Consider the following 13,728-nt stretch of genomic DNA (forward strand, 5'->3'; position numbering starts at 1 on the left):
CGTCCCCTTCGTCAAAGGGTCAGAAGGCTGCTTTGTACACAAGGGCCGCCAGCGCCCCGCCGATCAGCGGACCCACCACGGGTATCCAGGCGTAGCCCCAGTCGGAGGAACCCTTGTTGGGGATCGGCAGCACGGAGTGGGTGAGGCGCGGGCCGAGGTCGCGGGCGGGGTTGATCGCATAGCCGGTCGGCCCGCCGAGAGAAAGGCCGATGCCGACGACGAGCAGAGAGACGAGCAGGATGCCGATACCCGAGCCGTACGCGGTCGTGCCGGGTATCGGGCCGATGCCGGTGCCGAGGTTCTTGCCGAAGAACAGGATGGGCAGCACCAGGCCCATGGTCGCGATGATCTCGGTGATCAGGTTGGCGGCCGGATTGCGGATCTCGGGAGCCGTGGAGAAGATCCCGAGCGTGGGCAGCGCCTTGTCCTCCTCCGCATTGGCCTGGAACTGGGCGAAGTAGAGCAACCAGGTCAGTACGGCCCCGAGGATCGCGCCCGCCATCTGACCCAGCAGGTAGTACGGCACGTCGCCCCAGCGGGTGATGCCGGCGATGGCGAGACCGAGGGTCACCGCCGGATTGAGATGTCCGCCCGACTTCGGGGCGGCGGTGTAGGCGCCGGCCAGCACGCCGAACCCCCAGCCGAAGGCGATGACGACCCAGCCCGCGCCCTGGGCCTTGGAGTGGTTGAGCGTGACGGCGGCGCAGACACCCGCGCCGAACAGGATGAGGATGGCCGTTCCGATCAACTCGCGGACGATGATGCTTCCATGGGTCATGGCGGCTCCTGGGCCCTCGCCCGGGGCGGTTCCGCCCCGTGTCCGTCCTCCGTGCAGGGTGCGTGTCCCTTGGCGACTTCAGCCGAAGGCAGGGCAGGTCCCGTGCCCCGCCCGGCGTCCGCGACGAGCGTGCCTGTACAGCGGAATCGCCCGGCGGGGGACGGCCCATGCGGAGGCGGGGCCTCAGGGGCGCATCACATGAAGGCGCCTGCGACCGCGATGCCGACTGACATCCGGAAGTTTTCACCGGCACCCACAGAGCGTCAAGGCCGGTGACGGCAACGGTTGCGGCCGACCCTCTCGGACCGGCGCCACAGGGCGGCCCGAGGCCGCCGTCGGGCCGGGGACCACCGGACCGGTCGTCACGCACCGCTGACCACCAGGCCCTGGTGACGCTCAGCCCCAGGCCGCTTGGCCGGCCTCGGCCCGGGCCCCCGAGGAGCCGCGGCGTATCTCGTGGCCCGGCAGACCGGCCCGGCCCAGCACCCAACTGGCACCGCTCAGTGCCTTGGCCGCCTGCTTGAGCGGAGCGAGACAGGCGGCCGCCTGGCGGTGGTCGGTGACACTGCCGGGCGGGCACAGCACCGTGGCCAGTGAGAGGGTGACGGCGCGTCCGGCGGCCGACCACGACGCGTCCAGGACCGATTCGGCCAGCGGGCCGAGGCCCTCCGGATCCGCCAGCACCAGGAAGTCGTCCCCGCCGATGTGTCCCACGCGCGTGCTCCCGGACGCGGCGCCCTGCAACGCCTGCCCGACCGCACGGATCAGCTCGTCCCCGGCGGCGAACCCCGCCCCGTCGTTGACCTGCTTGAAGTGGTCGACGTCCAGCCAGCTCAGCGCGAACATCCGCCCGTCGGCGATGCGCCGGTCCACCTCGCCGGTGATCGCGTCCGAACCGGGCAGCCGGGTCAGCGGATTGAGCCCCGCCGCCTCCTCGACCCGGCTCTCGGCCAGTGCCCGTACGAGATCCGCGAGCCGGACGACCCCTACGCACCGCCCGTGGTGGTCGACCACTGCGACGTCGTCCGAGGTGCGGTCCCGCTCTCCGTCCGCGACCACGTCGAGGACCTCCCACGCCGTGGCGTCGACCCCGACCGTACGCGGCGGATCGCCGAGCTTCGCCGCGGGCCGGTCGGCGTACAGCGCATGCCCGTAGCGTCCCGACATCGACAGCAGGAAGCGCGAGCGGTGCACGGAACGGACCGGCACCCCGGCCGGGTCGACCAGCAGCACCCCGGACACGTCGGGGGAGCCGGTGAGCAGCGCCCGCACCTGTCCGGCCGGGGCCGTCGCGGGCAGCAACGCGGCCGGTCGCAGAAACTGCCGCACTGAAGGCCCGGTGCGCTGTGTGGACGGCACCGCGGAAGACAGCGTCGGAAGGTATACGTCCGCTACCGGGAGCCGGGACGGGGGCGCGAAGAGTTCGCCCTGCGCCAACTGGGCCCCGGCCGCCATCACGGCCGCGTACTGCCGCTCGGTCTCCACCCCCTCGACCGACAGCAGCGCGCCCAGTTCCTCGCACAGCGTGCGCATGGCCCGCACCGCCGCCGGCCGTGTCACCAGGGACACGTCGAGTTTCATCAGATCCGGTGCCAGGTCCGAGAGCAGCCTCAGGGGTATGTCGCCGTCGCCGATTCCGTCCGCGCTGATCCGGAAGCCCTCCCCGCGCAGCACGGCGACGGCCTCCAGCAGCGCCCGGTGCGGCACGTGCGTGTACGGCGGTCCGACGTCGACCGTCACCTCCCAGGGCAGCCGTCCCGCCTCACGCACGGCATCCCGCAGTGCGGCGAGGCCCCCGAGGTCGGCGAGGGTCCCGGCGAACACGTTGACGTGCAGGGGCAACAGGGCTTCCATCCGCGCCGCGGCGCGGATCGCCAAGGCGGCCAGGTTCCCGTCGAGTTCGGGGTCCCGGCGGGCCTGGGCCAGGACGTCGCCGGTCTCCGGGCGTGCGAGGATCTCCAGCGCGGTGACCCCTCCGGTCATCAGATTGACCACCGGCTGGAACGCGAAGCGGAGAGTATCCGTCCAGGAGGGCACGGGAGCATGATGGCGCCGTCGGTGCGTCCAGAGGCCCAGTTCATAACCTGTTCACACAGGATTCCCAGGTGGTCACGGAGCGTGTGAACAGACGCAAACGGCCTTCGCATATGTGCGAAGCCGCCGTCGGAACGACTCGGCGGGCCGCCCTGCCTGTCGCTCGCCCGCCCGGGACGCGGAAATCCCCTGCCGTGCCAGGCCGACATGCCGTGATCTGCAAGTGGTGATCACCGCACAGCGATCACCGCGGAGCCATGCCCGAACAGTCCTTGGTTCGCGCTGATCCCGACCCGGGCTCGCGCCACTTGCCGGTCGCCGGCATCTCCCCGCAACTGCCTGGTCAGTTCGCACACCTGGGCGATCGCCTGTGCCGGAACCGCCTCTCCGAAGGACGCGAGCCCACCGCTGACGTTGACGGGTATTCGCCCGCCGAGCGACGTCGCGCCCTCACGCAGTAGCTTCGCCGCCGCCCCCTCCGCGCACAGACCCAGATCCTCGTACCACTGCAACTCCAAGGCCGTGGACAGGTCGTAGACCTCGGCGAGGGAAAGGTCCTCCGGCCCGATGCCCGCCTCCTCGTAGGCGGTACGCGCGATCGAGGCACGGAACGTCTCTTCGGGCTGTCCCGCCTCCGCGACCGAGTCCGTCGCGATGTCCGGCAGATCCAGCACGGTGTTGGGAAAGCGTGGTGTGACCGTCGACACCGCCCGGACGCGCACCGGCGCGGCCGCTCCGTGCCGGCGCGCGAACTCCATGCTGGACAGCACGAGTGCCGCGCCGCCGTCCGAGGTCGCGCAGATGTCGAGCAGCCGCAGGGGGTCGGCCACGACGGCCGAGGCGGCGACCTCGTCCACGGTGACCCGCTTGCGGTAGCGGGCGTACGGATTCAACGCACCCAGGGCCGCGTTCTTCACTTTGACCTGGGCGAAGTCGTCGACCGTGTCCCCGTGGAGCGCCATGCGCCGGCGTGCGTACAGCCCGAAGTACGTCGGGTTCGTCGCTCCGAGGACCCGAAACCTCAGCCAGTCGGGATCGTCTGGCCGGTCGCCGCCCGCCGGGCGGAAGAAGCCCTTGGGTGCCGACTCCGCGCCGACCACCAGCACCACGTCCGCGAGCCCCGCAAGGATCTGGGCCCGCGCCGCGTTGACGGCTTGAGCCCCTGACGCGCAGGCCGCGTACACGCTCGCGGCCCGGGCACCCTGCCATCCCAGGGCCTTGGCGAACGTCGCCCCCGCCACATGACCCGGATAGCCGCCCCGCACCGTGGCGGCACCCACGACAGAGCCGACGTCCCGCCAGTCGATCCCCGCGTCGGCGAGCGCCGCACGCGCCGCCACCGTCCCGTACTCGACGAAGCTCCGCCCCCATTTGCCCCAGGGGTGCAGACCCGCTCCGAGCACCGCCACATCGTTCGTCACGCCGCCACCCCCGTCGGCCGCCAGTGCCACGTCGTCCAGGTCGTCTCCGCGTCCTCGGACAGCACGCCGGGTACGACCCGCATCTCCATGCCCACCGCCAGATCGGCGACGGTCACTCCCGGAACGGCTTGCCCGAGCACCACGATCCGCTCTGCTTCCAGTTCCACCGCGACCAACGCGTAGGGCTCCCACGGAAGTTCCACATTCGTCACATAGGGTGACGGGGGTCGGTAGCGGGCGTCGGTGTATGACCAGATCCGCCCGACTTTGGACAGAGGCACTGCGATGAGGTCGCCGCCCTCGCAGCCGGGATTCCGGCACAGGACGTCCTCCCGCGGAAAGTACACCGAGCCGCACGCGGCACAGCGCGTGCCGACGAGGTGGAAGTCGTCCTCGTCACCGGCGAACCACCCGGCCACCACGGGTGCGAGTTCATGTGGCATCGCGCCTCCCGGTCAGAGGTCTGACGGAGTGTCAGAAATGAAGTGTGCCACGGCCTCCAGAAATCCGGCAGGCGTCGCGACGGACCGCCGCCCGGCCAGGGCAGGCGCCCTCCGTGTCATCGGATACAGTCCGCCCGTGTCCGAATCCCCGTTCCCATCAGCCGACTCCGTGCCCGGCTCCCACTGTTCGAGCTGCGGAGCGCCCTACGGAGAGGGCATCTCCGGCTGGCCCCGTACCTGCGCCGCCTGCGGCACGGTGACCTACCGCAATCCGCTGCCCGTCGCGGTGGCGCTCCAGCCCGTGTACGACGCCCAAGGCACGGCCCTGATCGTCATCACCCGGACCATCCCTCCCGCGCGCGGCGGCGTCGCGTTGCCCGGAGGGTTCATCGACCACCGTGAGGACTGGCGGCATGCGGTCGTCCGGGAGCTCAAGGAGGAGACCGGCATCGACGCGGCAGCGCGCGATGTGCGGCTCGTCGACGCGATGAGCTCACCCGACGGCCATCTGCTGCTCTTCGGACTCCTCTCCGAGCGTCCGACGGCCGACCTGCCGCCGTCCGTCGGCACGGAGGAGACGACGGGCTGGCACCTTCTGCGCCGGCCGGCCCAACTCGCCTTCCCGCTGCACACACTCGCCGCGCAGGGCTGGTTCGAGGGCCGCTACCTGTGAGCCGGCGACGGGACGGCACCTGAGCCGTCCCGCCCTCGGTCCCCACCCGGGGCCGCCTCTACGCACGCCCCGCCCCGTGTCACCCGCGGCCGAGTCCCCGCACGCGTACCGGGTACGCGGGCTCGGTCCGGCCTTCCCGGCCGTCCCGCCGCACCACGACCCGACGGCCCTTCCAGCGCGTCACATAGCGTTCGGTCTCCGGCTCGTCCCAGCCGTCGCCCGGGTCCGGCACCACCAGGCCGCCCCCGGACCTCCCGCGCGCGGGTGCCCAGACCTCGAGCTCCAGGCCGCCCTCCTCACCCCGCACGGGCAGCACGGCACCGGCGCGCGCGAACACCGGGATCCGTGCCATGGAGACATCGACCACCACCGGGCCCGGCCCCTGGTACGCCTCCTCCGTCGCCGTGTCGTACCAGCGACCCCGCGGCAGCAGCACCGTCCGCCGCTCAGCGTTGGGATCCAGCACCGGTGCCACCAGGAGACTGTCGCCGAGCAGGAAGGCGTCCTCGCAGTCCCGCAGCGCCCGGTCCTCGGGCGCCCCCCACCACAGCGGCCGGACATAGGGCGCCCCCGTGCGGCGGGCCAGATGTGCCAGCGTGACGAAGTACGGCAGCAGACGGCGCCGTTCGGCGAGCGCCACACGCGCGTGCCCCAGGACGTCGGCACCGAACTCCCAGGGCTCGCGGCGCCCGGCCCGGATGCTCGCGTGCGTACGGAACAGCGGCAGGTACGAGGCCAGCTGGAACCAGCGCAGATACAGCTCGGGCGACGGGCTCCCGTCGAAGCCGCCCACGTCCGGGCCTGAGTACGGCACCCCGCACAGCCCGAGCCCCAGCACCAGGGACAGCGAGGCGCGCAGCCCGGGCCAGCCCGTGGCCACGTCCCCGGACCAGGTCCCCCCGTAGCGCTGCATCCCCACCCAACCCGAGCGCGAGAAGAGAAAGGGTCTCTCCTCGGGAGCCAGACTCCGCAGGCCTTCGTACCCGGCCCGGGCCATGCACAGCGCATACACGTTGTGCGCCTCCCGGTGGTCCCCCCCACGCCCCTCCAACGCGTGCCGGGCCGAGCGGGGCAGCGTGTTCTCCCCGAAGGCCGTGAACGACACCGGTTCGTTCATGTCGAGCCACAGACCCGCGAAGCCCTGCGCGAGACGCTCCTCCAGGAGCCCGCCCCACCACTGCCGCACGCGCGCGTGCGTGAAGTCCGGGTAGACCACCTTCCCGGGCCACACCACCCCTTCGACCACCCGGCCCGAGGCGTCCCGTACGAACGCGTCCTCGGCGCTCCCGCTGTCGAACACCGGCTCGCCCGACGCGGCCCGGACCGCCGGGTCCACGATCGAGACCAGGCGGACGCCGTGCCGGCCCAACTCCTCGACGAACTGCGGCAGCTTCGGGAAGCGCTCCCGGTCGACCGTGAACACCCGGTGGGCGTCGTAGTGATCGATGTCCAGATGGACGGCGTCGAGCGGAAGGTCGTGCTCCTGATAACCCGCGACGATACGCCGCACCTCCTGCTCGCTGCCGAAGCCCCACCGTGCGTGATGGTGTCCCAGGGCCCACGCGGGCGGCACGGCCGGCGCCCCGGTCAGCGACGCCCAGACCAGCAGTACGCGTGCGGGGGCGCCCACCATCACCCAGCAGCGCAGCGGCCCGCCGTCCATCCGCACCTCGCAGGTGCCGGCCCGGTCGTGCCCGGAACCCGCACCCTCCTCACCCTCGCGCAGGGCCACCGTGCCGTCCCACGACGAGTCGAGGAACATGAGATGGGTACCTGCGTCGGCGACCACCATCTGCACCGGCATGGTGATGTACAGCGGGTCGTCGCCGGGCCCGAAAGGCCGGCCCGGGTCCGTGTTCCACAACCGATACGTCCCGTCCCGCAACCGCGGGCCCGTGGCCCGTGCGCCCAGCCCGAAGAACCGGGCGTCCGCGGCCACCTCGGACCGTTGCATCCAGCGCGCACCGCCCCCGCCCGAGGGCTCCCACCAGCGAGGCGGTAGATCCCGGCGCAGCGTCACCCCGCCCGGCGTGCGCACCTCGATCGCGCCGTGCCGTGAGACCACGACCGTGACACGCTCCGCCACGACCCGCCAGCCATCGTCCTTGTCCGGCTCCAGCACGGCCCGCGGATCCGGCTCCGGACAGCGGCCCGCCAACGCGTACGACGGCTCTGGCTCCGCCCCGTCCCAGCCCCAGAACACGGCCCCGTTCACGGCGACCGTGATCCGCAGCTCGGTCCGGGTGAACCGCACGACACCACCACCGGGACCGGGCTCCGCGCTCTGCACGAGACCCGGCACCCGCGCCCGCTCCGCCCCTCGTCGCGGCAACCCGGCCGCGTCGGCACGCCTCCTGCGCCACGCGGCCCGCACGGTGCGTAGGCGCTGCACCGCACCCCCCGAACCGACCGCCTTCACCGAACGCACCAGGTCACGACCGTCCATACTCCTCACCCTGTCATCGACGTCCCCATATGCGGGCGCCGTTCAACTGCCGTTCACCCGTGCTGGGAGCACAGCTTCACGATGCCAACTATGTGGGGGACACCCTGGTGTAGAAGTCGATCACATGGCATCGTCCGTGTCAGCCGCGTAACGCGCACAACCCAGCACGTGCGCGACTCACGCACACGACGCGTACAGTCCGGGAGCCGCCCCATGACCTCAGCGAACGCCACGCCGCTCTGGCGGCCCGACGCCGACCGTATCGCCCGGGCCCAGATCACCAGGTTCCAGGCCTGGGCGGCCGAACGCCACGGTGCCCCCTCCGAGGGCGGTTACGCGGCCCTGCACCGCTGGTCGGTGGACGAGCTGGACACCTTCTGGAAGGCCGTCACGGAGTGGTTCGACGTACGGTTCTCCACCCCCTACGCGCGCGTGCTCGGCGACCGCTCCATGCCGGGCGCCGAATGGTTCCCCGGAGCGACACTCAACTACGCCGAACACGCCCTCCGCGCCGCGGACAGCCGCGCCGACGAACCGGCCCTCCTCGCGGTCGACGAGACCCATGAGCTCCGCCCGGTCACCTGGTCCGAGCTGCGGCGCCAGGTCGGCTCGCTCGCCGCCGAACTGCGCGCCCTCGGCGTACGCCCGGGAGACCGCGTCAGCGGCTACCTCCCCAACATCCCGCAGGCCGTCGTCGCCCTCCTCGCCACGGCCGCCGTCGGCGGAGTGTGGACCTCCTGCGCCCCCGACTTCGGCGCGCGCAGCGTCCTGGACCGCTTCCAGCAGGTCGAACCCGTCGTCCTGTTCGCCGTCGACGGCTACCGCTACGGCGGCAAGGAACACGACCGCCGCGAGATCGTCGCCGAGCTGCGCCGCGAACTGCCTACCCTGCGCGCCGTCGTCCACATCCCGCAGCTCGGCTCCGAGGCCCCCGAAGGCGCCTTGGACTGGTCGGCCCTGACCTCGGCGGACATGGAGCCTGTCTTCGAACAGGTGCCGTTCGACCACCCGCTGTGGGTGCTGTACTCCTCGGGCACGACCGGCCTGCCCAAGGCCATCGTCCAGTCCCAGGGCGGCATCCTGGTCGAGCACCTCAAGCAGCTGGGCCTGCACTGCGACCTCGGCCCCGAGGACCGCTTCTTCTGGTACACGTCCACCGGCTGGATGATGTGGAACTTCCTCGTCTCCGGCCTTCTCACGGGCACCACGATCGTCCTCTACGACGGCAGCCCAGGGCATCCCGACACGGGCGCCCAGTGGGGCGTCGCCGAACGCACCGGAGCCACCCTCTTCGGGACCTCCGCGGCCTACGTCATGGCCTGCCGCAAGGCGGGTGTGCGCCCGGCGCGCGACTACGACCTCTCCCGGGTGCAGTGCGTGGCCACCACGGGTTCCCCGCTCCCGCCGGACGGCTTCAGCTGGCTGCACGACGAGGTCCGCGACGACCTGTGGATCGCCTCTGTCAGCGGCGGCACCGACGTGTGCTCCTGCTTCGCCGGAGCCGTCCCGACACTCCCGGTGTACATCGGCGAACTCCAGGCCCCCGGCCTCGGCACCGACCTGCAGTCCTGGGATCCCAACGGCAACCCGGTCATCGACGAGGTCGGCGAGCTGGTCGTCACCAAGCCCATGCCCTCCATGCCGATCCGCTTCTGGAACGACCCCGACGGCAGCCGCTACCGCGACAGCTACTTCGACATGTATCCGGGAGTGTGGCGCCACGGCGACTGGATCACGCTCACCTCCCGCGGTTCCGTGATCATCCACGGCCGGTCGGACTCCACGCTCAACCGCCAGGGTGTGCGCATGGGCTCGGCCGACATCTACGAGGCCGTCGAACGCCTCCCAGAGATCAAGGAATCCCTCGTCATCGGTGTCGAGCAGCCCGACGGGGGCTACTGGATGCCCCTCTTCGTGCACCTGACTCCCGGATCCGTCCTGGACGACCCGCTGCTGGACCGCATCAAGAGGACCATCCGCGAAGAGCTCTCGCCGCGCCACATCCCCGACGAGATCATCGAGGTCCCGGGCGTCCCGCACACCCTCACGGGCAAGCGGATCGAGGTCCCGGTCAAACGCCTCATGCAGGGCACCCCTCTGGAGAAGGCCGTCAACCCCGGCTCGATCGACGACCTCGACCTGCTCCGCTTCTACGAGGACCTGGCCCGCAAACGCCCCTGACGCACCGCCGCGTCCCACCGCGCCCAGCTTGCGGTGAGGCGCCGCCCGCCGCCCGCCGGTCACCGCGACCGGCGGGCGTTGTCAGTGGCGCTCATTACTGTGTGTGATGACCGATCGACTGTTTGTAGGGGGAGCCATGACACACACCGAGCACCGGACCATGCGACGCGTTCTGCGCCGCGAGATCGCCGGCACCATCGGCCTGCTGACCGACGAACACGACTTCATCGCGATGCGGCGCTACCGCACCTTCACCTTCGACGACCACGCGACCTACCTCCAGCAGGTGGAAGCCCTGTTGAGGACCCTGGCCGCCCAGGGCACCCACACCACGGTCGCCCTCTTCGACCCGGAGGAGTACGCGCAGTTCTGCGCCGACAGCGGCCTGGAACCCGACGCCCCGTCCAGCCGCACTCGCTTCACGGCGGAACTGGCCGCCACCGGAGCGGCCGTCCCGTACGAGGGCCAGCCGCTGGACGAACTCGTCCCGGACCTGGTCGACGAAGCCGTCCGTCAGGCCACCTGGCAGTACGCGACGACCGTGCTGGCCCACCTCGAGACCTGTGCCTCCTGCGGGGAGGACATCGGACACGCCGCCTTCGCCCATGCCTCGCGGCTCCTCACCCGCATCCTCGACACCGCGAGCCCGGGCCACCGCCACCTCGTCTGCAGTGTGTCGGCGCAACCCGAAACCCTCGTCGCGGTGCTCCACGCAGACGAGGACCCCGACGGCACGAACCGCATCGACGAGACGGAGGCCCTCGAATTCACCACCGTCCTCGCGCTGGGCGTCGCCACCCACGCGGCCGGCGGACTCGTCATGCGCACCACCGCACCTGACGGGACGGACCGCGTCTACGGCTGGCGCCTGCGCGGTGAGCGACTGGAACCGCTCACCGCCGGCGAGGTGTTCGACGCCTACTGCACCGACGTCGAGTCCGGCGACCTGGTCGCACCCGAATCCGGCGTCGACTACAGCACCCCGCCCGACCTCGGCGACGACGGACCCATGACGGGCCACGCCCATTGAAGGCGCCCCACACCCGAGCCGAGGCAGTTCCCCGCCGATCACAAGGAGGAGCCTGAACGGGCGAAGGGCGCCCCACCCACAGGTGGAGCGCCCTGACCACACGAAGATCGACGCTATGAAGCGCCCCGGCTACTCGCCGGACAGCACCGCCTGAGCCGCCTTGCGCGCGTCGTCGGCCGTGTCGGCCGCACGCGCGGCCGCCGCGGCGCGCTCGCACTGCGCCAGCGTGTACTTCGCCAGCGTGGCCCGCACATACGGAATCGACGCCGCACCCATCGACAAGGAGGTGACACCCAGGCCGGTCAGCACACACGCCAGCAGCGGGTCCGAGGCGGCCTCGCCGCACACACCACAGCTCTTGCCCTCGGCCTTGGCCGACTCGGCGGACAGCGCGACCAGGTCGAGCAGCGCGGGCTGCCACGGGTCCTGCAGACGCGAGACCGCACCCACCTGCCGGTCCGCGGCGAACGTGTACTGCGCGAGGTCGTTCGTCCCGAGGGACAGGAACTCGACCTCCTGCAGAATCGAGCGCGCGCGCAGCGCGGCCGACGGAATCTCCACCATCGCGCCGAACTTCGCTTGGAGCCCTGCCTCACGGCACGCGTCCGCGAACGCCTTCGCGTCAGTGCGGTCGGCGACCATGGGCGCCATGACCTCGAGATAGACCGGCAGCCCCTCGGCAGCCTTCGCGAGGGCGGTCAGCTGCGTGCGCAGCACCTCCGGGTGGTCCAGCAGCGTCCGCAGACCCCGCACGCCCAGCGCCGGGTTCGGCTCGTCGGCCGGAGTCAGGAAGTCCAGAGGCTTGTCCGCACCCGCATCGAGCACACGTACGACCACGCGACCTTCGGGGAAGGCCTCCAGTACCTGCCGGTAGGCCTCGACCTGCTTCTCCTCGGACGGCGCGTTCTTGCTGTCGTCCAGGAACAGGAATTCCGTGCGGAACAGACCGACACCTTCGGCACCGGCCTCGAGGGCCGCCGGCACGTCCGCGGCACCACCGACGTTCGCCAGCAGAGGCACCTTGTGCCCGTCTGCGGTGGCTCCCGGCCCGCTGGAGGCCGCAAGGGCGGCCTTGCGCTCGGCGGCCGCCGCCTTGAGCTGTGCCTTCTTCTCGTCGCTCGGGTGCACGAAGATCTCGCCGGTGCTGCCGTCGACGGCGATCACCGTGCCCTCGCCCAGCTCGCCCGCACCCGGCAGCGCCACAACGGCGGGGACACCCAGAGCGCGCGCCAGGATTGCGCTGTGGCTGGTCGGCCCGCCTTCCTCAGTGACGAAGCCGAGTACCAGGGCCGGATCCAACAGCGCGGTATCGGCAGGCGCGAGGTCACGGGCGACGAGGACGTACGGCTCGTCGCTGTCCGGGACGCCCGGCATGGGAACCCCGAGAAGGCGGGCGACGATACGGTTCCGCACGTCGTCAAGGTCGGCCACGCGCCCGGCGAGGTACTCCCCGGCGCCGGCCAGCAGCTCCCGGTACGAGGCGAACGCGTCGTACACGGCGCGTTCCGCCGTGCTGCCCACGGCTATCCGACGGTCCACGTCCGCCATGAGCTCGGGGTCCTGGGCCATCAGGGCCTGGGCCTCCAGCACGGCCTGTGCCTCGCCACCGGCCAGATTGCCGCGCGCGGTCAGGTCGGCTGCCACGGCTTCGACGGCCTGGCGTGCGCGCCCCTGCTCGCGCTCCGCCTCCTCGCCGGGGATCTGCTTCGCCGGCGGTTCCAGCACCGCCGTTCCCATGTGCCGGACCTCGCCGATCGCCACACCGTGGCTCACACCGACGCCTCGCAGCGTTGTCTCCATCTCACCCGTCTCCGAATCGTGCGGCTTCCCCGCCACCGCGATGGTTGTCTGTCGTGCCGTTCACCACGGCACGGGTCTCACTGCCAGGCGAAGAGCTGGTCGCCCGCCTTCACATCGCCGTCCTCGCGGAGGCCAGAGAGGACGTCGGGCGTGGCCTCCAGAGCCACGACGGGGCACACCGCGGACTTGCCGGCCTGCTCCACGGCGGCCGGGTTCCAGCGCACGATGGCCTGGCCACGTGCAACGGTGTCGCCCTTGTTGACCAGCAGCTCGAAGCCCTCACCGTTCAGCTGCACGGTGTCGATGCCCAAGTGGGTCAGCACACCATGTCCCTCTCCGTCGACCACGACGAATGCGTGGGGATGGAGCGAGACGATGATTCCGTCCACGGGGGCGACGGCCTCCATGGGCTCACGCACGGGGTCGATCGCCATGCCGGGTCCGACCATCGCTCCGGAGAAGACGGGGTCGGGCACTGCGGCAAGTGCGATCGCGCGCCCTGCGAGAGGGGACGTCACGGTGGTCATGGGAAGCCTCCCAGGGGTGGAGATCTAGATGGGCCGTCACTGCCTATCCCGGACGGCGCACTGGGCAGCAGCGTATGTCATATGAAGTGACGGTTCCGCATGAGACGTAGGGGTTGACGGACCTCAGGACGCGGCCCGCTTCATTTGCACCGCGGCATGGCCGCGTGTACAGTCGTACTCCTGCCTGGGGGCGGGTGACGTGATCACACGTCGCTGCCCGGCAGCACCCAACTTGTCAGATCCTATCTCGGGATCCTTTCTGCATGTCTGCAGAACGGTGGTCAGGGAGACGGAAAAACGCTGATAGAGTCGGGAAAGCCGGAAAGGGAAACGCGGGAGCGGGAACCTGGAAAGCGCCGAGGAAATCGGGTCGAGAAAAGATCTGATAGAGTCGG

10 protein-coding genes are annotated in these 13,728 nt (G+C 71.1%); 3 read left to right on the forward strand and 7 right to left on the reverse strand.

The window, feature by feature from the left end; all coding sequences use genetic code 11:
• Positions 1-19: 19 nt before the first annotated feature.
• The 4 genes from AB0L95_RS27430 to AB0L95_RS27445 all read right to left on the reverse strand — a co-directional run bounded on the left by AB0L95_RS27430 (position 20) and on the right by AB0L95_RS27445 (position 4,655).
• Positions 20-778, reverse strand: a complete 759-nt coding sequence (locus AB0L95_RS27430) for an MIP/aquaporin family protein (RefSeq protein WP_365165683.1) — start codon at positions 776-778, stop codon at positions 20-22.
• A 396-nt stretch (positions 779-1,174) separates the two neighbouring features.
• A complete protein-coding gene (locus AB0L95_RS27435) occupies positions 1,175-2,815 on the reverse strand; it encodes a GGDEF domain-containing protein (protein ID WP_365165686.1) in 1,641 nt (546 codons plus the stop codon).
• Positions 2,816-3,042: 227 nt separating this feature from the next.
• Positions 3,043-4,233 (reverse strand): lipid-transfer protein, encoded by a 1,191-nt coding sequence (locus AB0L95_RS27440; RefSeq protein WP_365165688.1) that lies wholly within the window; start codon positions 4,231-4,233, stop codon positions 3,043-3,045.
• Positions 4,230-4,655, reverse strand: a complete 426-nt coding sequence (locus tag AB0L95_RS27445; protein ID WP_365165709.1) for a zinc ribbon domain-containing protein — start codon at positions 4,653-4,655, stop codon at positions 4,230-4,232. Before AB0L95_RS27445 ends, AB0L95_RS27440 begins: the two co-directional genes overlap by 4 nt.
• 157 nt (positions 4,656-4,812) lie before the next feature.
• On the opposite strand from AB0L95_RS27445, the gene AB0L95_RS27450 reads away from it, so the two are divergent.
• Complete coding sequence (locus AB0L95_RS27450) at positions 4,813-5,349, forward strand: NUDIX domain-containing protein (RefSeq protein ID WP_365165689.1); 537 nt, start codon at positions 4,813-4,815, stop codon at positions 5,347-5,349.
• 79 nt (positions 5,350-5,428) lie between these two features.
• Here AB0L95_RS27450 and AB0L95_RS27455 read toward each other — a convergent pair whose 3' ends face one another.
• Positions 5,429-7,795, reverse strand: coding sequence for a glycoside hydrolase family 31 protein (locus AB0L95_RS27455; protein ID WP_365165692.1), 2,367 nt, complete (start codon positions 7,793-7,795; stop codon positions 5,429-5,431).
• Between the two features lie 213 nt (positions 7,796-8,008).
• Between AB0L95_RS27455 and AB0L95_RS27460 the strand changes: the two genes are divergently transcribed.
• Positions 8,009-9,976 carry an acetoacetate--CoA ligase gene (locus AB0L95_RS27460; protein ID WP_365165694.1) on the forward strand — a complete coding sequence of 656 codons (1,968 nt, stop codon included), beginning with the start codon at positions 8,009-8,011 and terminating at the stop codon, positions 9,974-9,976.
• A 136-nt stretch (positions 9,977-10,112) separates the two neighbouring features.
• On the forward strand, positions 10,113-11,006 hold the full coding sequence (locus AB0L95_RS27465) for a hypothetical protein (RefSeq protein ID WP_365165696.1): 894 nt from the start codon (positions 10,113-10,115) through the stop codon (positions 11,004-11,006).
• A gap of 129 nt (positions 11,007-11,135) precedes the next feature.
• Here the strand turns inward: AB0L95_RS27465 and ptsP are convergent, their stop codons facing one another.
• Entirely contained in the window at positions 11,136-12,806 is a 1,671-nt protein-coding gene (gene ptsP, locus AB0L95_RS27470) for a phosphoenolpyruvate--protein phosphotransferase (RefSeq protein ID WP_365165698.1), read from the reverse strand.
• 77 nt (positions 12,807-12,883) lie between these two features.
• The gene (locus AB0L95_RS27475; protein WP_365165701.1) at positions 12,884-13,333 is read right to left on the reverse strand and encodes a PTS glucose transporter subunit IIA; all 450 of its coding nucleotides are present in this window, start codon (positions 13,331-13,333) and stop codon (positions 12,884-12,886) included.
• Positions 13,334-13,728: the final 395 nt, after the last annotated feature.

The organism is Streptomyces sp. NPDC052036 (assembly GCF_040680495.1).
Classification (GTDB): domain Bacteria; phylum Actinomycetota; class Actinomycetes; order Streptomycetales; family Streptomycetaceae; genus Streptomyces.